19 protein-coding genes are annotated in these 22,950 nt (G+C 65.2%); 11 read left to right on the top strand and 8 right to left on the bottom strand.

The window, feature by feature from the left end; genetic code table 11:
* Positions 1-29 precede the first annotated feature (29 nt).
* Both tenA and gatB read left to right on the top strand, forming a co-directional pair.
* Positions 30-698, top strand: a complete 669-nt coding sequence (gene tenA / locus MJO54_RS15640) for a thiaminase II (RefSeq protein ID WP_105295692.1) — start codon at positions 30-32, stop codon at positions 696-698.
* A gap of 37 nt (positions 699-735) precedes the next feature.
* Positions 736-2,241, top strand: coding sequence for an Asp-tRNA(Asn)/Glu-tRNA(Gln) amidotransferase subunit GatB (gene gatB / locus MJO54_RS15635; protein ID WP_046286730.1), 1,506 nt, complete (start codon positions 736-738; stop codon positions 2,239-2,241).
* 407 nt (positions 2,242-2,648) lie between these two features.
* On the opposite strand, the gene MJO54_RS15630 is transcribed toward gatB, so the two are convergent.
* From MJO54_RS15630 to MJO54_RS15620, 3 genes are all read right to left on the bottom strand, one after another.
* Positions 2,649-3,239 (bottom strand): hypothetical protein, encoded by a 591-nt coding sequence (locus MJO54_RS15630; RefSeq protein WP_105295693.1) that lies wholly within the window; start codon positions 3,237-3,239, stop codon positions 2,649-2,651.
* A gap of 265 nt (positions 3,240-3,504) precedes the next feature.
* Entirely contained in the window at positions 3,505-6,678 is a 3,174-nt protein-coding gene (locus MJO54_RS15625; protein WP_188108924.1) for an MMPL/RND family transporter, read from the bottom strand.
* A 110-nt stretch (positions 6,679-6,788) separates the two neighbouring features.
* On the bottom strand, positions 6,789-7,223 hold the full coding sequence (locus MJO54_RS15620) for a DUF6188 family protein (protein WP_046189984.1): 435 nt from the start codon (positions 7,221-7,223) through the stop codon (positions 6,789-6,791).
* Positions 7,224-7,432: 209 nt separating this feature from the next.
* Between MJO54_RS15620 and MJO54_RS15615 the strand changes: the two genes are divergently transcribed.
* The gene (locus MJO54_RS15615) at positions 7,433-8,176 is read left to right on the top strand and encodes a TetR/AcrR family transcriptional regulator (protein ID WP_046189997.1); all 744 of its coding nucleotides are present in this window, start codon (positions 7,433-7,435) and stop codon (positions 8,174-8,176) included.
* Between the two features lie 123 nt (positions 8,177-8,299).
* Here the strand turns inward: MJO54_RS15615 and MJO54_RS23835 are convergent, their stop codons facing one another.
* Positions 8,300-9,013: a hypothetical protein gene (locus MJO54_RS23835; protein WP_205843462.1), complete on the bottom strand. Its 714-nt coding sequence runs from the start codon at positions 9,011-9,013 to the stop codon at positions 8,300-8,302.
* A 640-nt stretch (positions 9,014-9,653) separates the two neighbouring features.
* Here MJO54_RS23835 and MJO54_RS15605 point away from each other — a divergent pair.
* The gene (locus MJO54_RS15605) at positions 9,654-11,318 is read left to right on the top strand and encodes a TIGR03767 family metallophosphoesterase (RefSeq protein ID WP_105295695.1); all 1,665 of its coding nucleotides are present in this window, start codon (positions 9,654-9,656) and stop codon (positions 11,316-11,318) included.
* A 447-nt stretch (positions 11,319-11,765) separates the two neighbouring features.
* Positions 11,766-12,965, top strand: a complete 1,200-nt coding sequence (locus MJO54_RS15600) for an IS30 family transposase (RefSeq protein ID WP_165604537.1) — start codon at positions 11,766-11,768, stop codon at positions 12,963-12,965.
* 65 nt (positions 12,966-13,030) lie between these two features.
* Here MJO54_RS15600 and gjpA read toward each other — a convergent pair whose 3' ends face one another.
* Both gjpA and MJO54_RS15590 read right to left on the bottom strand, forming a co-directional pair.
* Positions 13,031-14,065, bottom strand: coding sequence for an outer membrane porin GjpA (gene gjpA, locus MJO54_RS15595; protein ID WP_052741379.1), 1,035 nt, complete (start codon positions 14,063-14,065; stop codon positions 13,031-13,033).
* Positions 14,066-14,402: 337 nt separating this feature from the next.
* Complete coding sequence (locus tag MJO54_RS15590; protein WP_024443383.1) at positions 14,403-15,524, bottom strand: PQQ-dependent sugar dehydrogenase; 1,122 nt, start codon at positions 15,522-15,524, stop codon at positions 14,403-14,405.
* Between the two features lie 133 nt (positions 15,525-15,657).
* Here MJO54_RS15590 and MJO54_RS15585 point away from each other — a divergent pair, with 133 nt between their 5' ends.
* Complete coding sequence (locus tag MJO54_RS15585) at positions 15,658-16,473, top strand: DoxX family membrane protein (protein ID WP_046286967.1); 816 nt, start codon at positions 15,658-15,660, stop codon at positions 16,471-16,473.
* A gap of 33 nt (positions 16,474-16,506) precedes the next feature.
* On the opposite strand, the gene MJO54_RS15580 is transcribed toward MJO54_RS15585, so the two are convergent.
* Positions 16,507-16,845: a PH domain-containing protein gene (locus MJO54_RS15580; RefSeq protein ID WP_064889137.1), complete on the bottom strand. Its 339-nt coding sequence runs from the start codon at positions 16,843-16,845 to the stop codon at positions 16,507-16,509.
* Between the two features lie 157 nt (positions 16,846-17,002).
* Between MJO54_RS15580 and MJO54_RS15575 the strand changes: the two genes are divergently transcribed.
* The 5 genes from MJO54_RS15575 (at position 17,003) to ilvC (ending at position 22,160) form a co-directional block, all read left to right on the top strand.
* Positions 17,003-17,653: a TetR/AcrR family transcriptional regulator gene (locus MJO54_RS15575; RefSeq protein WP_064889123.1), complete on the top strand. Its 651-nt coding sequence runs from the start codon at positions 17,003-17,005 to the stop codon at positions 17,651-17,653.
* The gene (locus MJO54_RS15570; RefSeq protein ID WP_064889124.1) at positions 17,650-18,504 is read left to right on the top strand and encodes a metal-dependent hydrolase; all 855 of its coding nucleotides are present in this window, start codon (positions 17,650-17,652) and stop codon (positions 18,502-18,504) included. The genes MJO54_RS15575 and MJO54_RS15570 overlap by 4 nt, the downstream gene beginning before the upstream one ends.
* 201 nt (positions 18,505-18,705) lie before the next feature.
* Positions 18,706-20,592 carry an acetolactate synthase large subunit gene (locus tag MJO54_RS15565; RefSeq protein WP_046284694.1) on the top strand — a complete coding sequence of 629 codons (1,887 nt, stop codon included), beginning with the start codon at positions 18,706-18,708 and terminating at the stop codon, positions 20,590-20,592.
* Entirely contained in the window at positions 20,592-21,104 is a 513-nt protein-coding gene (ilvN, locus tag MJO54_RS15560; protein WP_046284693.1) for an acetolactate synthase small subunit, read from the top strand. The genes MJO54_RS15565 and ilvN overlap by 1 nt, the downstream gene beginning before the upstream one ends.
* A 54-nt stretch (positions 21,105-21,158) precedes the next feature.
* Positions 21,159-22,160, top strand: coding sequence for a ketol-acid reductoisomerase (ilvC, locus tag MJO54_RS15555; RefSeq protein ID WP_192830591.1), 1,002 nt, complete (start codon positions 21,159-21,161; stop codon positions 22,158-22,160).
* Positions 22,161-22,277: 117 nt separating this feature from the next.
* On the opposite strand, the gene MJO54_RS15550 is transcribed toward ilvC, so the two are convergent.
* Entirely contained in the window at positions 22,278-22,898 is a 621-nt protein-coding gene (locus tag MJO54_RS15550) for a hypothetical protein (RefSeq protein ID WP_131810412.1), read from the bottom strand.
* Positions 22,899-22,950 lie beyond the last annotated feature (52 nt).

Raw genomic sequence — 22,950 nt, 5'->3', positions numbered from 1 at the left:
GTCTAGGGCGGCGTCACCTACCGTGAGGTATGACCGAGCGGAACCGGGAGCGGCTGTGGGCGCATATCGACGGAATCTACCGGCAGATCTGCGAGCATCCGTTCGTCACCGGTCTGACCAAGGGAACCTTGGGGCGCAACCAGTTTCGCTACTACCTGGTACAGGACGCGCACTACCTGCGCGGTTACGCGCGGGCACTGGCGATCTGCGCGGCCAAGGCGCCGATCGAGTCGGAGCTGACGATGTTCGCCGAGCACGCAGGCGCGGCGATCACCGCCGAAGCGGAACTGCATGCCGGGCTGCTGGCGGATCTGGGGGTCGACGTCGAAGCTGCCGCCGCACTGCCGATCGCCCCGACGACTCAGGCCTACACCAGCTATCTGCTGGCGGTCACCGGCTCCGGCTCGTACGCCGAGGCCGTCGCCGCAGTGCTGCCCTGCTACTGGGTCTACGCCCGGGTGGGTGAGCACCTGCAGCGCCACGGCTCACCGGAGCCGCTGTTCCAGCGCTGGATCGATACGTACGCGGGACAGGAGTATCAGGCGGTGGTCGAGGCGGTGCTTGCCGTCGCCGATCGCATCGGTACACATCTGCCGGCAGCGGAGTGGGAGCTGATGCGCCGGCATTTCCACACCGCCGCCCGTTATGAATGGATGTTCTTCGACGCCGCCTACCGGATGGAGGACTGGCCGGTGTGACCAAGTCTGGCTGAGTGGGTCACCTAGACTTTGCGCCATGACCGCTGCTGTCGCTGAACTGCTCGATTACGACGACGTCGTCGCCCGCTTCGACCCGGTACTGGGCCTGGAAGTGCACGTCGAGCTGTCTACGGCCACCAAGATGTTCTGCGGATGCTCGACGGCATTCGGCGCCGAGCCGAATACTCAGGTCTGTCCGGTGTGCCTGGGCCTGCCCGGTTCGCTGCCGGTGCTCAATGCCACCGCGGTCGAATCGGCGATCCGGATCGGGCTGGCGCTCAACTGCGACATCGCCTCCTGGTGCCGGTTTGCCCGCAAGAACTATTTCTATCCCGACCAGCCGAAGAACTACCAGATCTCCCAGTACGACGAGCCGATCGCATTCAACGGTTACCTGGACGTGCCGCTGGAAGACGGGTCGGTGTGGCGGGTGGACATCGAGCGCGCCCACATGGAGGAAGACACCGGCAAGCTCACCCATGTGGGCAGCGACACCGGTCGCATCGAAGGTGCCAGCGAATCCCTGGTCGACTACAACCGGGCCGGCGTGCCGCTGATCGAGATCGTCACCAAGCCGATCACCGGCGCAGCTGAACGCGCACCGCAGATCGCTCGGGCTTATGTGACGGCGCTGCGGGATCTGCTGCGGGCGTTGGACGTTTCTGACGTGCGGATGGACCAGGGTTCGATGCGCTGCGACGCCAACGTGTCGCTGAAGCCCACCGGGGCAACCGAATTCGGCACCCGAACCGAGACCAAGAACGTCAACTCGCTCAAGAGCGTCGAGGTGGCGGTGAGCTACGAGATGCGACGCCAGGGCGCGGTGCTGACCGGAGGCGGCACCGTCATTCAGGAGACCCGGCACTTCCACGAAGCCGGTTACACCAGCCCGGGCCGTGCAAAGGAGACCGCCGAGGACTACCGGTACTTCCCTGAGCCCGATCTGGAGCCGGTGGCGCCATCGGCGGAGCTGGTGGCAGGGCTGCGGGAGACCATCCCGGAACTGCCGTGGCTGTCCCGCAAGAAGATCCAGGAGCAGTGGGGCGTCTCCGACGAGGTGATGCGCGATCTGGTCAACGCGGGCGCGGTTGAGTTGGTGGCCGCCACCGTGTCGGCCGGCGCATCCAGCGAGGCGGCCCGGGCCTGGTGGGGAAACTTCCTGGTACAGAAGGCCAACGAGGCCGGTGTCGAACTCGACGCCCTGGCCATCACACCCAAGCAGGTGGCCGCTGTTGTGGCGCTGGTGGAATCGGGCGAGCTCTCCAACAAGCTGGCTCGACAGGTGGTCGAAGGGGTGCTCGCCGGCGAGGGAGAGCCCGCCCAGGTGATGGCCGACCGCGGCCTCGTCGTGGTGCGTGACGACTCGGTGATCCAGGCGGCGATCGACGAAGCCTTAGCCGCCAATCCTGATGTGGCCGAGAAGATCCGGGGTGGCAAGGTACAGGCCGCCGGCGCCATTGTCGGTGCGGTTATGAAAGCCACTAAGGGGCAGGCCGACGCCGCCCGAGTGCGGGAACTGGTACTGGCCGCCTGCGGCGGGTAGTACCCGGCTGCCTCAGCCGGCGGTGGCGCGGCGAGTCAGCGGCAGGTGGCGGGAACCCTGGTGGTCGCGGTGGTCGAAGATGAACTGCAGCCACCGAAAGTCGATCAACATTGCGTGCTCATCCTTTTCGCTCGTCGGGCGAGTATGCGGCGGTGACGTTCTGCGGGAGTCACTGCTTTCGACCCGTTGAAACCCAAGGTAAGCCCGATATTTAAGGCGTCCGGGCGGAGTCAGTAATACTTCTGTGAGAACCGATCGATTGGCGCTGACCCGATGGTGCGATCTAGATGGTGTGGCACAAACCGTCGAGCGGTCGTGAAAGCCAGCACGGGTCCAAACAAAACCGCACCGTGTGACCCCCGAGGGGGCCACACGGTGCGGTTGAGCGATCTAGCCGGTTGAGCGATTTAGAACAGGCCGCCCAGGATGTCGCTGCTGCCGTCCCAGCCGAGGGCCATCGCGATGGACTGGGAGAACTCCACCATGGATGCGATCGGGCCGACCGCGACGCCCGGCAGGCTGAAAAGGTCCATCGGTTCGCCCAGCGCGTCGGTTCCGGCGCCCATGCCGATGACATCGAAGATCGAGCCACCAGAGCTGAGCAGTCCGCCCAGGTTCAGATTCAGCTCGGTGATGTATGTGGGCAAATCGAGCAGCGTCAGGGCGGGCAGGGCGATCCCCAGCTGATCCAGGAGCGGCATCAGGTCGACTTCGCCGTAACCGTTGAGATAGGCATTGACGACGTTGGCCGGCATGTCGGTCAGATGCTGCAACGCCGCGTCCCAGTCCGGGTCACCGCCCGTTAGCGCCGCGGAGATGTTGGCCAGGTCCTCGTTGACCTGCAACACCGGGCTGAGCATGGTGCTGATCTGCCCGATCAAAACACCGCTCAGCGAGGAACCGGCGAAGTTCAGCACTGCCGCTACCAGCGGCACCGCACTCTCGTCCAAGCCGAGGGATTCGACGATGCCCGGCAGGACGGTCGAATCGGTGAGCATCCCGAAAAGGGTGCTGTGATCGATGATGCCGGCGAGTGTCCGTTGTCGATCTATCTGAGGCAGGTCGGGGACGCTGACCTGCGGTGCCTCAGATCAAGTGACAATCGGCAGCGGATGGTTTGCCATTTGAACTGGGGTAAGTGGACTTTCGTGGCGGGGAACGAGCGCGGGCCCGGGCTGTCGGCCAGAAGGAACACTGCTTGGCTCCGGCTGGGACCCGAAGCATGAGACACGAGCCCGCGCTCGTGCCGTCGGCTCGGTCCCATCAGCCTCGTTCACCGCTTCCCGGTACGCCCTGACCATCCTGACCATGCCTGGCCGATTCGCTAGTGGATCTACGATCAGCAACTTGTCGGGTCCGTCGGCCGCGATGACGGTGCCGCACGTTGGGCCACCAGCTGGCTTCGCGCAGCAGTGTGGCGATGGCGGGGACGGTGAGGGTGCGCACCAGGAAGGTGTCGAGGAGGAGCCCACAGCCGATGATGAGGCCGGCCTGGATCATGATGGCGATCGAGCCGGTGGTGAGGCCGAACATGCTGGCGGCGAAGATCAGGCCGGCTGAGGTGATGACGGAGCCGGTGTTGGCGACGGTGCGTAGTACGCCGACGCGGATGTTGGGTCCGGATTCTTCGCGCAGCCGTGAGACGAGCAGCATGTTGTAGTCGGCGCCGACTGCTACCAGGATGATGAATGCCAACAGCGGCACCGGCCAGGCGATTTCGTAGTTGAGTCCCCATTGGAAGATCAGGACGCCGATGCCGAGTGAGGCCAGGTAGTTCAACACGACGGTGCCCAGCAGGTACAGCGGGGCCAGCACGGCGCGCAGCAACACCACGAGGATGAGGCCGACAATGAGCAGGGTGGCGATGGCCAGTTGGGCGAAGTCCGCCCGCAGCAGCCGTTGGATGTCGGAGTTGACGGCGGGGAACCCGGCAACCGAGACGGTGACGTCTGCCAGTGATGTGTTGGGGCGCGCCGCGTTGGCAACGTCGACGATCTCGTGCGCCAGGCGGATTGCTGCGCCACTGTAGGGGTCGGGTGTCGATTCGATGGCGAAGCGTGCGGCTTTGCCGTCGGCTGACAGGAATTGTTTCGCCACATCGGCGAATCGGCGGTTCTCGAAGACGTTGGCGGGCAGGTAGAAGCCGCTGGCAGAGTCTGAGGAGGCGCTGGCGCGAGCCGAGTTCTGCAGTTGGGTGGCGATCTGGCTCATCCCGGACAGCAGTTCGATGTTGCTGTCGGCCAAGGTGTGCACGCCGGTTGCCAGTGCTTGGGCGCCCGAGGCGAGTCGACTGATGCCGTCTTGGAGTCGACCTATGTTGCCGGCCAGATCAGTGGGATCACCGAGGGCTCCGAAGGCCTTGTCCAGGCCGGTCACCGCGTTTTGGACATCGGTGAGGGCGCCAGCCACGGTGGCGTTGCTGGTGGGGTTGTAGTGGTCACCGAGGTCGGCGACCTCGGTGAAGAATCCGCTGTCGCGCAAGCTCACCAGAATCTGAACCTGATCACGGATCTGGGCGCATTGCGGCGTGGTGAGGCACCACGGGGAGGTGTTGAGGGCGGCGGCGAGGGGGTCGAGGATTGTGATGGCGCTTTGGGCTTGTTCCGCCAAAGGTCGCAGCCCGGGGCCGGATTGGATTGCGTGGTCGATGGCCGGGGCGGTCGCTGAAAGCTGTTGGAGCAACGGTCGGAACTGCTGGGCCTGAGCGCCCGCGGACTGAGCTTGAGCCAGTATCCCGGTCAGTGGTGTCAAAGCCCTGCGCAGGGTGGTGTCAAGCTGTGCGAGCCCGCTGGCGAGTTGGTCGGCGCCGTCGGTGAGCTTGGTGAGGTCGTCCTTGCGTTCGTTGCCGTCGGCGACGGCGCCAGCCAACTTGTCACCGATCTGGCCGTTCTGCCACGAGAGTCGGGCCTGTTCGAGGCGCTCTCCGGTGGGCCGGGTGATCCCGGAGACTTTGGTGACGCCGGGGATCTGGGAGATGCGGGAGGCCATTTCGTCGAGGTCTGCCAGCCCCTTACCGGTGCGCATGTCGGTGGGGCTTTCCACCACCAGGAATTCAGGGATGACGATATCTTTGCCGAAGTGGTGGTCCAGCAGCTGGTAGCCCTGGTTGCTCGCGGTGCTGGCGGGCTGGCCTTTGCGGTCGTCGTAGCTGATTTTCATTGTCGCTGCGACTCCTGCCAAGGGCAGTAATATGACCAGGCTGGTGATCAATAACCGGCCGGGGCGCCGGACCACCGCGACCGCGACGCTGTTCCAGTACCGGCGGGTGCGATCGGATTTGGGTTCGCCGATGCCGTGTTTGGACGCGAGCGCCAGCACCGGCGGCAGCAGTGTGACGGTGGCTGCGAATCCGATCAGCACTGCGACCGCACACGAAGGGCCGAGCGCGGCGAACACACTCAGGCGGGCGAACACCATAGCCAAAAACGCGAACGCGACGGTGGCCGCCGAGGCCAGGATCACCCGACCGATGCTGGCGGTAGCGTGGATAACGGCCTGGTCGGCGGGCACGTGTGTGCGCCGCTGCTCGTGATAGCGGCTGATCAAGAATACGGTGTAATCGGTGCCTGCACCCAGCAGGATCGCGGTCATAAACGCCACGGTGAACTGCGAGACAGGCATGCCCAGCTCGCCCAGTACCGATAGCACACCGCGCCCAACGGCCAGGCTCACTGCGATCACCAGCAGCGGCAGCAGCGCGGTGAATACCGACCGGTACACGATCAGCAGGATCAGCGCGATCAAGCCGGCAGTCGCGATCGAAATCAGCAGCAGGTCATGCTCGGCAGAGGCGATCATGTCACTGAAGGTCGCCGTCGGCCCCGTCACATACGCTGTGGTCGACGTGCCGGCGAACACCCCAGCGGCGATATCGCGCACCGCCTGCACGGAGGCGGCCGCGGTGGGGTCACCCAGGGTGCCAGCCACACCCACCGGCAGATACCAAGCTTGGTGATCGTTGCTGACCGCGTGGGCCGCGGTGACAGGGTCGGCCAGCAAGTCTTCAACCAGCAGGACGTGATCGGTGTTGGCGCTGAGCCGCGCCACGAGCTGCTCGTAGTGCTGCCGCACCGCGGGGGTTAACCCGGCGGGGTCTTCCATCGCCACGAACACCATCGTTTTGGAACCCTGTTCGCTGAACGCCGCGCTCATGCGGTCCACCGTTTGAAACGACGGGACATCGCCGGGGAGCAGATTTACCGACTGCTGCCGCACCACCGTCTCCAGCTGAGGAAACAGCAGCGCCAGCACGAGCGCAACGCCGACCCATGCCCCCATCACCAGCGCCTTGTGTCGCACCGTGAACCCGGCCAGGGCGGCCAATCGCACGCTGTACTCGCTGGAAGCGGCCGCAGGGGCCGAACCGCCAGTCCGTTTCGGCAGTGTCGCTGTGGTACCCGAGAAGTCCCGATCGCCGTCGATCACCCCACCCCCCATCAAACGAAACTTTCGATATCGCTACGCTACTCATAGTGCCACAGTGGTCGAAACGGGTGCTATTCCGGGCCCCACGCGCGGCCCGGCGTAGGCCATTGCGGAATGAACCATTAACGACGTGCGGCGAGATCTACCTCGGAGTCGTAGGCCTCGGGGACGTCATAGCGGACCACCCGGACCCGCCCTTGCGGCAGGCACGCCATGTAGCCATGGTGCCGGCCGTACAACTCCCAGGCGGTGACCTCCGGATGGGCGTCAACGTCGATGCCGTGTCCGCTCGAAAAGCCAAGGTGCAGCGCACCGCCATCACCGCACCATGCCTGCGTGCACACCGCGCCGGCGAAGTCCAGCAGTGGGATCTCATGAGTCGCGACCCGGGCGGGGTCGATGAACACTGCCTCGATCGGAAAGTCACCGACAGCGGGCAACGTAAGCAGCAGCGGACTGTAGATGACCACCTCATTGCCGTCATCGAAGCCCAACATCAGCCCGCCACGCAGCGACACCCGCTGCACAGTGCACGCTTGGATCCATTGGGTGTACATGGCGCCTCCATCAACCGTCGAGCGATGCACAAATGGTACTATTGGTAGCGCTACACTACTAGCGGTAGCAATCACTGGGTGTCACGGAGCCAATCCGGAACACGATGGCACTGCCAGCGACGAACCGTTTCGCTGGGCTACCGTTGGTGCCATAATCGGCCCAAGCGCGCAACGCCGGCCAAAAACCCGGAAGCAGCGAGGTGAGCGAGGTGAGCAGCCGGTTGCAGTTCGGCCACGATGACAGCAAGGACGATGACGACATCGACCCCCGCCGGATCCGGTCTCGCAATCGCCTACTGGACGCAGCGGCCGCACTGCTCACCAGCGGCGGCGTTGAGGCCGTCACCATTGATGCGGTCACCAAAGCCTCCAAGGTGGCTCGCACCACCCTCTACCGTCATTTCAACAGCTCGTCGCAGCTGCTTGCAGCGACCTTCGAGCGGCTACTGCCCCAAGTCACCCCGCCTGCACCCGCCAGTGGAACGCTGCGCGAACGGCTCATCGAACTGCTCACCCGCCAGGCCGCCTTATTCGACGACGCCCCGCTGCACGTCACCGCGCTGGCCTGGCTCGCCCTGGGCCCCACCGCAACCACCGATCACGCCAGTACCGAGCACGCCCCTAGGGCCCTGCGCGCACGAGTCATTGACCAATACCGACAACCCTTCGACGCCATACTGCAAAGCGCCGAAGCCCGCGCTGAACTCGGCGACTTCGACGTCGAACTCGTACTGTGCCAACTCATCGGGCCATTCGCCTTCGCGCGGATGACCGGCCTGCGCACCATGACTGCCCACGACTGCACACGCATCGTCGACGACTTCCTCGCCTCCCACCGACACAAGGACAGGGAACCCGCAACCACACCGGCCGGCGATAATTCAACCGCTGGTCAGGCAGCAAACAGTGCCTCAGGTCAAGCGAGAACGGATGTTGACCGTCTCTCTGGGTGACGACCACGGGGTGGGGATTCGCCACTGGGGTTGCCGATAGGCCGGTCGGCCGGATCTGCCGGTTGCTTGGGCTCGTGTTCACCATCAGTGTGACGAGGTAACTGATGGGTGCGCGACACCCCGCTAAAGTCTTTGTCGGCTCGCTGGGTGCCGCGCTGTAGTGCTCGCAGGCACTGATGGTGACGGTAGAGGTTGATTTGGCCTGCGTCGAGTCCCGGCTTTTGGCCGGCGAGATCGGCTGTCCGACGTGTCGGAACGGTGTGCTGGGCGGTTGGGGGTATGCCCGGGTCCGCCAGGTCGAGTGACCTGCGGCCATGCCGCCACCGTTGCAGCGCACACTGAGTCGAGGCTACGGGCAGTACCCCAGATAGATTGGCAAAGACACGCCGATACCTCAGATGCCGTGACAATGCCCCACGTCAGATGCCAACGGACAGCGAGCAGCCCGTCGGTGGCCTTCACCACGTCATCCAGCGATTGGTACAGCGTGTCGGTGGCACCGCCCTCGGGAAGGAACGGCCCGAACAGGGCACCGGGGACCGCTGCGGTGTCTTCGGTCGCCGGTGCGCCGAACAGGGCAGTCAAGTGATCTTGAATGTCCTTGGTGACGTCGGCGAAGCTCAGCGAGCCGTCGGCCAGGCCCTGGATGTAGCCGATCTGGTTGGCCAGTTGCTGTTGCAGGCCCGCGAACGGCGCCGCGGAGAAGTGGTTCCAGATGTCGGTGGCGTTGGCCTCGGCGGTCTGCAAGACGTCGTCCCAGCTGGCCGTCAGCTGCACCGCATGGGAGTGCAGGGCCGGCTGGGCGGGCAGGGGCGCGACGGCCGTCGTGGCGGCCACAGAACCGGCTCCGAAGAGCGCGACGCTTGCGGCGACCCACGGGGCGGGGGCACGGTGTTGCATTGGTCTCCTAGTTACGTAGGCGTGACGACTGCCACGGGAACGAAAGGTTACTTGAAAGTAGGTTAGGTGCAAGCGAACTGATCGCTAACAAAATCCAAGGTCGTCCCACCTTTTGCCTGGACAACCGCGTCGTACCGCGATGTCGGTCAGGCGATTGACAGAGAATTCTTAAAAACTTGGTAGCTTGAAATGGAACGACGAACTTGGTTAGTGGACCAAAGTATTGCGCCGGGGGACGGTCGGTGGGGCGCTGGTCGGAGCCTATGCGCGTCCGCGGTGGGCCGGCGGCGCCCTCCGCCGAAGCGGCGATGGGGAAGCCGTCAGGGCCAGGCTGACGCCGCCTGAATCGCTGCTTGCCGCCTGTGGCCGAGGAGTGCCCGCCACCGCCCTACGGGGCCGGTCGGTTCGGTCTACCTTGCGGGTAGTTAATCACCGGTTGGAAACGGGGAGGGGCCGGGCGGGCCACAAACCTGAGACGAAACCATTACTCCCGTGGCTGTTTTCTTGGTGATTTCATAGCGTTTCGCGTCATGCGCTTTATCGTGCCGCGACCGCGGATGAATCCGGTGCCGGTGTAGTGAGCCTGTCCCGTCGTAGTTTCCTTCAGGCCGGGCTGGCCGTGGCCGCCGGCGCTGCCGCAGGCCTGGGTTCCCGCTTGGCGCATGCCGAACCGGCGGCGTTGCTGGCGTCGAATCCGACCGGCACCACCTTGGATGTGGTCAGCACGCCGGGCATGGCCCAAGCGGGTGGCTATCGGCCGCTGGTCGCCGGCAGTGGATGGCCGTTGTACATCCGCCAGGAGCTGGCCACCGCGGGCCCCGCGCGCGAGATGGCCCGCACCGCGTTGACGGCGTTCGTCCAGGTCACCGATCTGCACCTCACCGACGCGCAGAGTCCGGCCCGATTCGAGTTCGTCCATCCGTTTGTCTCGTCGGCCTACCGGCCGCACGAGACACTGACCACGCAGGGGGCGGTCTCGCTGGTGAAGCAGCTCAACGCGCTTCCCGGCGGGCCGTTCACCGGACGGCCATTCGATTGCTTGGTCTCCACCGGGGACAACACCGACAACAAAGAGCTGATCGAACTGGACTGGTTTCTGACGGTGATGTCGGGAGGGTCGATCATCCCCAACACCGGTGCGCCGGATCGCTATGAGGGCGTGCAGGCGCATGGCTCGTCGGATTACTGGCTGGCCGAGTCGCCCTATTGGGACAGCTACAAGGGCAAGGGATTTCAGCAGATTCCGGGCTTCCTGTCCGCTGCGATTTCTGCGCATGTCAGCCCGGGTCTGCGCATGCCCTGGTATTCGGTGGTGGGCAACCACGACGAGCAGCTGCTGGGCACCGTTCCCAACGGTCTGCTGGACTGGATGTACACCTCGCCGATCAAATTCGATCTGCCGCATAGCGATCCCTCGGCGATCGCCATCGCCAAGGCGCTGTGCGCCGATCCCTCGCAGCTCGTCCCGATCCTGCTGCAGCTCAAGTCCGGCGGCCCCTTCTTGCCTGCAACGGTGGATCAGCGACGCATGCCATTCACGTTGAGCCAGTACGTTCGTCGGCACTTCGAGCCAGCCATCACCGGCCCCGGACCGGTCGGGCATGGTTTCACCGATCCAGATGGGCCTACCTGGTACACCTTCCAAGTGGCGCCCGGTGTCCTCGGTGTGGCGATGAACACCACCAATGACCTTGGCCTGTCGGCCGGCTCGATCAACGAAAGTCAGTTGCGGTTCGTCCTCGAGCAGATCGACGCGCACCGGGATCAGTTGGTGATCCTATTCAGCCACCACACCTCACGGACTATGAATGTTGGCCTGCCGGATCCGAATCATCCCGGCGAAAAGCTCTATACGGGCGCATCGCTTGTCGCGGCACTGCTGGAGCGGCCGAACGTGATCGCATGGGTGAATGGGCACACTCACACTAACGAGATGATCCCGCACAAGGGTCCCACTCCCAAGCAGAGCTTCTGGGAGATCAACACGGCCAGCCACATCGACTATCCGCAGCTGGCCAGGATCATCGAAGTCACCGACAATCACGACGGCACGCTGAGTCTGTTCACCCCGCTGGTCGAGGCCCAGGCGCCGTTCACCGCGGACCCCAGCGATCTGAGTCCCGCCGGTCTGGCCAGCCTGTACCGCGAGCTGTCCTACAACGATCTGCACCGCAAGGATGCCCGGCTAGGCGCCGTGGCGGATCGCAACTGCGAGTTGCTGCTTGCTCATCCGCTGCACTGACCGCGCAACACAAAAGTGGCCCCCTTCGCGGTGGCGGGTTCACATGGTCGTCGCAACACTCTCGATTGAGAGGTTGCGGCGACCATGTCGTTTTTGGAGGACTGTGCGCGGTTCGGTGACCAGCTAGCGAAGTTGGTCGATGCTGGGGTTCCGGTTAAGGAGGCTGCGGTCGCGGTCGGCCTGTCCCGTGACCGGTGCTTTGCGATTCTGCGGGCCATCGGCCGGCCGGCCGGGCAGGCCCGGGGTCCTGGCAAGCGTGGTGATCAGCGTGGGGTTGCCGATCGGGACATCATCGTGGCCGTATTCGACAAGACGGGCTCGATCAATCAGGCGGCAAAAGCCTGTCGGGTATCGCATTCGGTGGCGCGTCGAATATTGGTCGTCGAGGGTCTGGTCACCACCGAGAAGATCCCGCCGAAGGGCAAGGACGAGGCCAAACGTCGTTGCATGGAGCTGCTCGCGGCCGGCTGGTCAACCGCGCAGGCAGCTCGTGAGGTCGGTGTGAACGTACGGACCGCGCGGGACTGGCGCCAGGGGATTCGCCACGTCAACAACACGCGGATCTATCCCGATGGCCGGGTCGTGGACTACAACCACGGCACCGTCTACAAACAGCCTGTGACCAGTGTGACCTGCGATGACACCGGGCCGCCGGCGATTGACGGCCGGTATCTGTCGATCGAGGATCGGGTAGCGATCGCCGAGGGCCTGCTCGGGAGGGATTCGCTGCGGGCGATCGCCGACCGGATCGGCAAGAACGTCTCCACCGTCTCGCGGGAGGTCCGCAGACACAGCATTGATGGCCGATACCTGCCGTATCAGGCCGATCGTGTGGCAGTGGCGGCCCGGGCGCGGCCCAAGGGGTCCAAACTGGTGGTGAACACGGTCCTGCGGGAGGCGGTCGAGGAAGGCTTATCGCGCAAGCTCTCACCGGAGCAGATCTCGCGCCGCCTGCGCCGGGATCATCCCGACGACGAGAGCATGTGGGTGAGCCACGAAACGATCTACCAGGCCCTCTACTTCCAGGCCCGAGGTGGCTTGAAACGAGAAGTGCAGCAAGCACTTCGGACCGGACGAACGAGACGTAAACCGCACCGCAAAGACGGCGAACGCTATCAGCGGTTCACCGACCCGATGGTGATGATCAGCGACCGCCCCGCCGAAGTCGAAGACCGTGCGATCCCCGGGCATTGGGAAGGCGATCTGATCACCGGGGAGAAGAACCAGACCGCGATCGGCACCCTCGTCGAGCGAACGACGCGCTACACGATGCTGCTGCACCTACCGGGCGGGCATGACGCCGAGACCGTGCGCGATGCACTGATCGCAACTATGAGCACCCTGCCGGCACATCTGCGGGGGTCACTGACCTGGGACCAAGGCGCCGAGATGGCCGGGCACAAGCAGTTCAGCATGGCCACCGACATGGCCGTCTATTTCTGCGATCCGGCCAGCCCCTGGCAGCGTGGCAGCAACGAGAACACCAACGGACTGCTGCGGCAGTACTTCCCCAAAGGAACCGACCTGAGCATCTACGGACCCGAAGACCTCGAACACGTCGCCCAAGAGCTCAACAGCCGCCCACGCAAAACGCTCGGCTGGGATACCCCAGCCGAGCGCCTGCGTGATCTACTACTGGCCAACTAACCAGCAGTGTTGCGACGACCATGTGAACCCGCCGGTGAAGGGGGCCACTTCTGTATTGACGGGGTTTACACGCTGGCGCCGAAGATGTCGCTCACCAGCGAGGCGACGGTGTCGGCCTCATCGCCCAAGGGGCTGCCGACGCCGTCCCAGCCGAGCGTCATGGCGATGATCTCCTGCAGGCTTTGCCACGCGCCCAGCAGTCCGACGCCTTGGCCCTCAATCTCCAGCGGGAAGCCCATGAGACCGGTGGTCAATCCCAGGCCGTTGATGATCGAGCCGCCGATACCGGGGGAGCTGCCGTCAGAGATCTCCTTGATGAAGCCCTCGACGTCGGTGCCGGTGACACCGGGCGACAGCAGCCCGCCGAAGGTGTAGCTGAGCGCGGTGACGTCCAGGTCTGCGGGCAGCAAGCCGGCCTCGGTCAGGCTGGGCAGCAGCGCATCCAGGTTGAGGGTGGCCCCGTTGAGGAGCCCGCCGACCATGTTGGCCGGGATGTTGGCCACGCCCTGCAACGCCGCGGTCCAGTCCGGCTCGTCGCCGGACAGAGCGGCGCTGATCTCGCTGACGCTGTTGCCCAGTGCCACCAGCGGGCTGATGGAGGGGCCGAGCGCGCCGATCAGCACCCCGCTGAGCGGTGACGCCAGGAAGGAGAGAATCGGCGTGAGCTCGTCGGTGGTGAGCGGGAAGTCCTCGGGCATGTACTGGGGCATCACCAGCGTGACCAGCGCCTGCAGCGCGTCGTTGCTCAGCAGCAGCGGCGACATCGTCAGGTCGGTCGCCATGTTGGGCTGCACGATCGCCTCGAGGACCGCCTGCGGGTCGATGGACGTGCCATTCATGAGGTCGGCGATCAGCTGCTGGGCGGCCACGCCCGGCACCGCGGACATGTGGTCCCACAGCGTGCTGGCGTTGTCCTTGGCGGTGGCGAAGACGTCCTGCCAAGCGCCAAACAGGTCGAAGTCGGCGGTCAGGGCCACAGCGGCCGAGTGGGAAGGGCTCAGACCGGGCAGCGGAACGGTGACCGGGGTGACGGCGACGGCGCCGGCGCCGATGAGCGCGACGCCTGCTGCGACCCACGGAGCGGGGGCAAAGTGTTGCATTGGTCTCCTAGTTACGTAAGCGTGACGGCTGCCACGGCAACGAAAGGCTACCTGAAAGTAGCTTATGTGCAAATGAACTGACTGCTAACAAATGCCAAGGTCGCCTCAAGCACGCCCTGCGTGAACTGGGGTTATTTAGATCCGAGAAAAATGATTGACAGAGAATTCTCAGAAACTTAGTTGCGTCCGGTGGAAGAGCGGCGGCCGCGAGTGGACCAAAGTGGTGTCTGGGAGCCTTGCGGCCGCGAATGAACCGATGGCTCGGCAGCGCGAAGCTGACAGAAGCGGGGGCCTCGCGGGCGCTTAGTTGGTGGCGCGGAGGGCGCCCGACGCGCGTCTAGTCTTTGTCGTCGTTGGCGCGCGGGAACCCGCCGCCAGACGGGAACAGCGGGAAGACCACGTCATCGAGCTTCTCGGCATCCCCGGCGGTCTTATTCACCGTCGCGCCCCAGACGTTGCCGTCCGGCGACATCTTGACCGCCCAGACGTGGCCGTGGGTGTCCTGGCGCATGACCTCGGGTTCGCTGGTGACCGATCCGGTGCCCGCGGCCAGTCGCACGGCCACCGTCTGCTTGGTGTTGACCAGGTTGACCAGCACGATGCCATCCATCGCGGCGCAACCGGCGACGCCGGGCTTATCCGGCCACGTCCACACGGTCGACACCCGGGAATCCTTGGTGATGCGTTGCAACCGGTCGCCGCTCGGCGTTCGGTCGGTGACGTAGAGCGAGCCGTCGACGTGGTCGATGCACAACCCGCCGCCGGCGCCCATCCCGCTCAGTGCGGTGGTGGGCGCGGCTTGGCCGATGGTGGTGGGTTGCTCGATGCGCAGCACCTTGCCGGCCGTCGAACCGGGATCGGCGGCCGCGGCGGGATTGCCCGCATCGCCGGTCAACACCACCAGGGTGGTCGGACTGGTGAAGATCAGCGCGCCGGTATTGCCCGTCGCGCCCTTGGGGATTCCGGTCAGGATGTCCTTCGGGACGTCACCGTCGGCGATGCGGATCACCCGGTTGTCGGTGGGCGTGCTGATGTAGGCGTACATCAACCGGTCCTGCGTGTAGGTCGGTGACAGCACGATGTCCATCAGGCCGCCGTCACCGGCCGGGTCGACGCCGATGACGGTTTTCACCTTGGGCTCGGCGGACAGTGAGACTTCCTTGACCGCGCCGGTGGTCCGTTCGGCGACCAGGGCCGATTTGCTGTCGCCATGCATGATCAGGCCGCTGGTGCTCTCGAGGCAGCCCTGCATCACGCCGGGTGCCGGGCACTGTTTCGGGAACGGGTTGGCGGGCAGCGGTGGCGGCGGCGGGGGAGTCGTGGGCGGCGCCATCCCGCGCCGCGGCACGGTGGTGAACGGCTGAGACTGGGCGTCATCGAAGTGTGCGCAGCCCGTCAGAACCAGGAGTGCCGCGCACAGTACGACAGGCACCCGGTGAACCACCCCGCGCATCCGCATGCCCGTCAGGTTACGGACACCTGGTTGGGTTTCGCCACGACGCCCGCCGCAGTGCTGCACCGGGCCGGATTCGATTCGCTAACGAAGCCGTTCAAATCCCCAATCCCGCCGGGGTTGCACTTACTCTGACAGGGTGACCAGTCATGGCGAGGGCTCACACTGGCGTCGGCCGGGTGAGACTGCCGACGCAGGAAAAGGACGTCCGAAGTCGGCACGTCTGGTAGATCCGGAGGACGACATGCCATCACCGACTTACACCGGTGATTTCGAGACCGCGGCCATTCCGGCTTACGACCCCACCGGTGTTCGCCCGGTAGGCGCCGGCTACCACCCGTTGCCCTACGCCGAGCCGCAGGCCAACCCCGGCCGCGTCGGAGTTGCCATCGGCGGCGACACCGACGCCGATGAACCGTTCCGGGCGGTGGACCGGCGCGGCACCCAGGACCTCGGTCTGCTGGTTCTGCGGTTGGGCCTCGGTGTGCTGTTGGTGGCCCACGGGCTGCGTCAGTTGTTCGGGTGGTGGGGCGGTCAGGGGCTGGCCGACTTCAAGAGCTCCATCGCCGCGGCCGGCTACCAACACGCCGACATCCTGACCTACGCGGCAGGGGGCGGGCAGATCGCCGCCGGCCTGCTGCTGGTGCTCGGGTTGTTCACCCCGCTGGCCGCCGCCGGTGCGCTGGCGTACTTCATCAACGGCGTGCTCACCGGCGTCGCGTCGCATAACCAGGGCCGGTTTGACCTCTTCCTGCCCGACGGCCACGAGTACCACGTCATGCTGATCGTGGTGGCGGTGGCGATCGTGCTGGTCGGGCCCGGACGGTACGGCCTCGACGGCGACCGCGGCTGGGCTCGGCGGCCCTTCATCGGATCGATCGCGGCCCTGGTGCTCGGAATCGCCGGTGGTATCGCGATGTGGGTGTTCCTCAACGGAGCCAACCCGCTGGGTTAGCACGGCAGTGGCGCGTCGCCGCGCCCTGCTTACTCAGCGATACGGGTTGGGCACCCGCCCGCCGCTGGCCTCGGTGAGCAGCGGCAGGGTGGCGAAACTTACCGCGGGCAACCGCACAATCTCGCCGTCGCGCAGGTGGGCCTGTGCCCACGATCCCCGGGTGAATCCCAGTCCGTCGATGGCATCCCAACCCATCGAGCGGCTGCTGGTCAGGGTCCGGACGGTGATCTGCTGAGCGTCGGCCACCGTGCGCCACCGAGCGATCAGCACCGAGAGCAGGATCGGCAGCGCCAGCAGGGGTGCGGTGACCGGCCAGGTCAACACGGGGATCAGCAGGCCGAGGGCCAGAAAGCCGACCGCGAAGTGGGCCATCGGCGAGATGCGGATCACCAGAGGCGCGGGAGTGGAGGAAGGAGAGGCCACCCCCGCATGATGTCACCGTCGGCCTTGTGCGACCCGCAGGGCGCCAGGCAGCGCCGCGCTAAAAATAAATATTGACTACTTATTTTATGTATTGAATGATGGACGCATGTCGCCGACCAAACCCCGCCGAACTCAGGCGGAGCGCACTGCCGAGACCCGGCATGCGTTGCTCAATGCGACGCTCGACGCGCTGGTAGAGGTTGGTTTCAAGGGAACCACCACGACCGAGGTAGCCCGCCGTGCCGGCGTATCGGTGGGGGCGCTGCAGGGACATTTCCCGACGAAGATCGGCCTGCTGACCGCCGCCATCGAGTTCTCGCTGAACCGCCGCATCGAAGAGTTCGAGGTGTTGATGGCGGGGCTGGACCCGTCCGCCGACAAGATCGATGAGGCCTTCGACCTGCTGTGGTCGATGTTTTCCGGTCCGACCTTCACTGCAACGCACGAGCTGTGGGTGGCGGCGCGCACCGACCGGGAGCTGGCGCCGGCAGTCATCGAAACCGATCGGCAGTTCGCGGAAGCCTGCGAGCGGGTCTACGACCAACTGCTCGGCCCGGCCGACCCCGCCGATATCGGCGCCCCACGGTCGCGCATCGGCCTGCAGATGGCTTTCGTGCTGATGAACGGCCTCGCGATGTCGCGGTCTATAGAGGGCCACGAACCGGTGGCCACCAACGACATTCTCGAAACTTTCAAAGTGCTGGTTCGGCCACTGGCGACCGGCTTTGCGGACCCCCAACCCGAGAGAGAGTCATGACCGCCAACGAGAACCGCCCCCAGGCGGTACAGCCGCGTCGCATCCGGTTCAACTACCCGGTGGCCGCGCTGGATCGCCACTTCGTTCAGGGTGACCTGGTGATGAGCCACATGATCGCGCACCTGTCGGCGGTCTTCCCGGAGGGCGAGGACTTCTTCATCCGTTCGGTGCGTCGCTACGCCGACCAGATCACCGACCCCGAACTCAAAGATCAGGTCAAGGGGTTCATCGGCCAGGAGGTCACCCACGGGCGCGAGCACCGTGCACTCAATGAGCGCCTGCACGAGATGGGTTATCCGACTCGCAGGATCGACCGGCTGGTGAACCGCCGCCAGAAAGTCATCGAACGACGGTTCTCCCCGCTGACCTGCCTGGCCATTACGGCCGCACTCGAACATTTCACCGCCGTCTTCGCCGAGACCCTGCTCTCTGACGAGCGGGCTCAGGCCCTGCTCGGCACGACCGAAGTGCGGTCCATGCTGCTCTGGCACGCCATCGAGGAATCCGAGCACCGCTCGGTGGCCTTCGACGTCTATCGCGCGGTCGGGGGTGATGAGACCCGGCGCATCCGGACGATGCGGATCATCCGGTTCAGTTTTCCTCTCGCCGTCGTGACGAACACCATCATCTCGCTCTTCGCCGACCGGGCCGCCTATCACCCGGTGCGACTCGTCCGAAGCTTTGCGGCCCTGCGGCACTCGCCGTTCCTGACCCGCGCGGTCTTCCGCCGGCTGGGGGAGTACATGCGGCCGGGCTTCCATCCCGACGACCAGGACAACACCGCTCTGCTCGAACACTGGGAGGCGGCGCTGTTCGGCGAGCAGGGATCGCTGGTCGACCACCTGAACTGAGTGCTCGCTCATTTGACGCATGCTCGGTCCAGCGGCTACCGTCGTCTGCTATGGACAACGGCATGCTCGTAGTAGCCCACTGCGCGTTGGTTGTTGCCTGAACTTCCAACACCGACGCGCAACCCTCGTGCAGCAGCTGAGCTGGCGGGGGTTTTTTGTTGCCACCAGTTCTATAGCACCAGAGGAATTGAAGAGGAAACCGTGAGCGCACCCACCACGCGACCGCCGGAGCGGTCGGCACCGTCGCAAGCCCCCAACGGGGCTCAATCCGTTGACAAGGCCTCGGACGCAGCGTCAGGCAAGGCCAAGTCACCCGCCAAGCGGGTTCCGCCGGAGCAGATGACCGGTGCCCAATCGGTTATCCGGTCGCTGGAAGAGCTCGACGTCGACGTGATCTTCGGCATCCCCGGCGGCGCGGTGCTGCCGGTCTACGACCCGCTCTTTGACTCCAAGAAGCTGCGCCACGTGCTGGTCCGCCACGAGCAGGGCGCCGGGCACGCGGCCAGCGGCTACGCGCACGCCACCGGACGGGTCGGGGTGTGCATGGCCACCTCGGGGCCGGGCGCCACCAACTTGGTCACGCCGCTGGCCGACGCCCAGATGGACTCCATCCCGGTGGTCGCGATCACCGGTCAGGTCGGCCGTCAGCTGATCGGCACCGACGCCTTCCAAGAGGCCGACATCTCCGGCATCACCATGCCGATCACCAAGCACAACTTTCTGGTTCGCAACGGTGACGACATCCCGCGTGCGTTGGCCGAGGCGTTCCACATCGCGGCGAGCGGACGGCCCGGCGCGGTTCTCGTCGATATCCCCAAGGATGTGCTGCAGGGCCAGTGCACCTTCGCCTGGCCGCCGCGGCTGGACCTGCCCGGTTACAAGCCCACCACCAAGCCGCACAGCCGGCAGGTCCGCGAGGCCGCCAAGCTGATCGCGGCCGCGAGCCGCCCGGTGCTTTATGTGGGCGGCGGGGTGATCCGTGGGGATGCCTGCGAGGAACTGGCCGAGCTGGCCGAGCTGACCGGCATCCCGGTGGTCACCACCTTGATGGCCCGCGGCGCATTCCCTGACAGCCACCGTCAGCACCTGGGCATGCCCGGTATGCACGGTACGGTCGCGGCGGTGGCCGGGCTGCAGCGCTCGGATCTTCTGATCACCCTGGGCGCACGATTCGACGACCGGGTCACGGGCCAACTGGATTCGTTCGCCCCGGACGCCAAGGTGATTCACGCCGATATCGACCCCGCCGAGATCGGCAAGAACCGGCACGCCGACGTCCCGATCGTCGGTGACGTCAAGGCCGTCATCACCGAGCTGCTCGAGGTGCTGCGCCACGAAAAGACGCTGGCCTCCCTCGATCTCGCCGACTGGTGGAGCTACCTCGACGGGGTGCGCTCGACTTACCCGCTGAGCTATGGGCCGCAGAGCGACGGCAGCCTGTCGCCGGAGTTCGTCATCGAGACGCTGGGCCGCATCGCCGGACCCGACGCGCTCTATGTTGCCGGCGTCGGCCAGCACCAGATGTGGGCCGCGCAGTTCGTGAAGTACGAGAAGCCGCGCACCTGGCTGAACTCCGGGGGCCTGGGCACCATGGGCTTCTCGATCCCGGCGGCCATGGGCGCCAAGATGGGCCGCCCGGACGCTGAGGTGTGGGCAATCGACGGCGACGGCTGCTTCCAGATGACCAACCAGGAGTTGGCCACCTGCGCTATCGAGGGCGTCCCGATCAAGGTTGCGTTGATCAACAACGGCAACCTGGGCATGGTGCGCCAATGGCAGACCCTGTTCTACGGGGAGCGCTACAGCCAGACCGACCTGGCCACCCACTCGCACCGCATCCCCGACTTCGTGATGCTGGCCGAGGCCCTTGGCTGTGTCGGATTGCGTTGTGAGCGTGAGGAAGACGTCGAAGACGTGATCAATCAGGCGCGGGCGGTCACGGACCGGCCGGTGGTGATCGACTTCATCGTCGGCGCGGATGCGCAGGTGTGGCCGATGGTGGCCGCCGGCACCAGCAACGACGAGATTCAGGCTGCACGCGGCATCCGGCCGCTGTTCGACGACGAGAACAACGAGGGGCACGCGTGATGGCGACCGGTTGGAAGACCCACACCCTGTCGGTGCTGGTCGAAGACAAGCCCGGTGTGCTCGCGCGGGTGGCGGCACTGTTCTCCCGCCGCGGCTTCAACATCGAGTCGCTGGCCGTCGGCGCCACCGAGACCAAGAACATGTCGCGGATGACGATCGTGGTCTCGGTGGAGGACACCCCGCTAGAGCAGATCACCAAGCAGCTCAACAAGCTGATCAACGTCATCAAGATCGTCGAACAGGAGGAGGATAACTCCGTCTCCCGTGAGATCGCGCTGATCAAAGTCCGTGCTGACGCCAGTACGCGCGGACAGATCGTCGAGGCGGTGAACCTGTTCCGCGCCAGGGTGATCGATGTCTCTCCGGAGTCGTTGATCATCGAGGCCACCGGTACGCCGGCCAAGTTCGACGCGCTACTGCGGGTGCTGGAGCCTTACGGCATCCGCGAAATCGTCCAATCGGGTCTCGTATCGTTGTCTCGCGGTCCGCGCGGCATCGGCACGACCAAATAGTCCCCCAGAAAAAGCCAGTAGAGATAGTAAGGAAACAACACAGTGGCAGTTGAGATGTTCTACGACGACGACGCCGACCTGTCGATCATCCAGGGCCGCAAGGTCGGCGTGATCGGCTACGGCAGCCAGGGCCACGCGCACTCGCTGAGCCTGCGCGACTCCGGCGTGCAGGTGAAGGTGGGTCTCAAGGAAGGGTCGAAGTCGCGCGCCAAGGTCGCTGAGCAGGGCCTCGAGGTCGACACCCCCGCCGAGGTCGCCAAGTGGGCGGACGTGATCATGGTGCTGGCCCCCGACACCGCCCAGGCTGAGATCTTCACCAACGACATCGAGCCGAACCTGGTGGCCGGCAACGCGCTGTTCTTCGGCCACGGCCTCAACATCCACTTCGGCCTGATCAAGCCGGCCGCCGACATCACCGTCGGGATGGTCGCGCCCAAGGGTCCGGGCCACCTGGTGCGCCGGCAGTTCGTCGACGGCAAGGGCGTGCCCTCGCTGATCGCGATCGCGCAGGACCCTAACGGCGAGGGTGAGGCTCTGGCCTTGTCGTACGCCAAGGGCATCGGCGGCACCCGGGCCGGCGTCATCAAGACCACCTTCAAGGAAGAGACCGAGACCGACCTGTTCGGCGAGCAGGCCGTGTTGTGCGGTGGCACCGAAGAACTGGTCAAGGCCGGCTTCGAGGTCATGGTCGAGGCGGGCTACGCCCCGGAGATGGCTTACTTCGAGGTGCTGCACGAGCTCAAGCTGATCGTCGACCTGATGTACGAGGGCGGCATCGCGCGGATGAACTACTCGGTGAGCGACACCGCGGAGTTCGGCGGCTACCTGTCCGGTCCGCGAGTGATCGATGCCGACACCAAGCAGCGGATGCGCGACATCCTGTCCGACATCCAGGACGGCACCTTCGTCAAGCGCCTGGTGGCCAACGTCGAGGGCGGCAACAAGGAACTCGAGGGGCTGCGCAAGGAGAACGCGGAGCACCCCATCGAGGTCACCGGCAAGAAGCTGCGCGACCTGATGAGCTGGGTGGACCGGCCCATCACCGAAACCGCCTGAGCGTTCGCGGCTGGTTGCGGCGTGATAGCCGTTGGCCCACAGCGGTTACGCGACGAAGAAGATTTACAACGACGAGTGGCCCCTTCCGAGGAAGGGGCCACTCGCCGTTGGCGGCACCTACAGGCCGAGCAAGCCGTCGAGCCAGCCGGACAGGTCCAGTCCCGAGAACAAGGTGGACAGGTCCAAGTCGTCGAACAGGGCCGACAGGTCGAAGCTGTCGAACAGGTTCGATAGGTCGAAGTTGTCGAACAGGTTCGACAGGTCGAAGTTGGTCAGCAGGTCGGTGAGGCCGCTGAAGAGGCTCGACAGGTCGAAGTTGGCGAAGATGTCGCCGAGGCCGCCGAAGATGGCCGACAAGTCGAAGTTGTCGAAGAGGCCGCTGAGGATGCCGGAGAGGTCGAAGTTAGCCAGGAAGTCGGTGAGGCCGCTGAAGATCCCCGACAGGTCGAAGTTGGTGAACAGATCGTCGAAGATGCCGGACAGGTCTAGGTTGGCGAACAGGTCGCTGAAGATCGCGGAGAAGTCGATGTTGTTCAGCCAGTCGCCAAGGCCGCTGAGGATACCGGCGAAGTCGATGTTGCCGAGGGCGCCATCGAGCACACCGCCGCCGTCAGCAGTGAGTTCGATGGCCGGCGTGTGCAGGTTGGCCGGGGCGACGATCACGGGAGTTGCGGCAATGGCGCTGGCGCCGATGAGCGCGGCGCCCGCCAAGGCAAACGGACGAAGAAGAGTTGGCACGGTTTCTCCTTAAATGTGACTTGTGCCACTCTCCGGCGTCTCTGTAACGCCC

Source organism: Mycolicibacter virginiensis, from assembly GCF_022374935.2.
Lineage (GTDB): Bacteria > Actinomycetota > Actinomycetes > Mycobacteriales > Mycobacteriaceae > Mycobacterium > Mycobacterium virginiense.
Note: the sequence above shows the minus strand (reverse complement) of the source record. Positions and strands in the feature narration are given on the sequence as shown.

Coding starts and splice junctions, on each gene's coding strand:
- tenA (WP_105295692.1), top strand. CDS start 30: ATGACCGAGCGGAACCGGGAGCGGCTGTGGGCGCATATCGACGGAATC.
- gatB (WP_046286730.1), top strand. CDS start 736: ATGACCGCTGCTGTCGCTGAACTGCTCGATTACGACGACGTCGTCGCC.
- MJO54_RS15630 (WP_105295693.1), bottom strand. CDS start 3,239: ATGCTCACCGATTCGACCGTCCTGCCGGGCATCGTCGAATCCCTCGGC.
- MJO54_RS15625 (WP_188108924.1), bottom strand. CDS start 6,678: ATGGGGGGTGGGGTGATCGACGGCGATCGGGACTTCTCGGGTACCACA.
- MJO54_RS15620 (WP_046189984.1), bottom strand. CDS start 7,223: ATGTACACCCAATGGATCCAAGCGTGCACTGTGCAGCGGGTGTCGCTG.
- MJO54_RS15600 (WP_165604537.1), top strand. CDS start 11,766: ATGGAGCTGCTCGCGGCCGGCTGGTCAACCGCGCAGGCAGCTCGTGAG.
- gjpA (WP_052741379.1), bottom strand. CDS start 14,065: ATGCAACACTTTGCCCCCGCTCCGTGGGTCGCAGCAGGCGTCGCGCTC.
- MJO54_RS15590 (WP_024443383.1), bottom strand. CDS start 15,524: ATGCGGATGCGCGGGGTGGTTCACCGGGTGCCTGTCGTACTGTGCGCG.
- MJO54_RS15580 (WP_064889137.1), bottom strand. CDS start 16,845: ATGGCCCACTTCGCGGTCGGCTTTCTGGCCCTCGGCCTGCTGATCCCC.
- MJO54_RS15575 (WP_064889123.1), top strand. CDS start 17,003: ATGTCGCCGACCAAACCCCGCCGAACTCAGGCGGAGCGCACTGCCGAG.
- MJO54_RS15570 (WP_064889124.1), top strand. CDS start 17,650: ATGACCGCCAACGAGAACCGCCCCCAGGCGGTACAGCCGCGTCGCATC.
- ilvN (WP_046284693.1), top strand. CDS start 20,592: ATGGCGACCGGTTGGAAGACCCACACCCTGTCGGTGCTGGTCGAAGAC.
- ilvC (WP_192830591.1), top strand. CDS start 21,159: ATGTTCTACGACGACGACGCCGACCTGTCGATCATCCAGGGCCGCAAG.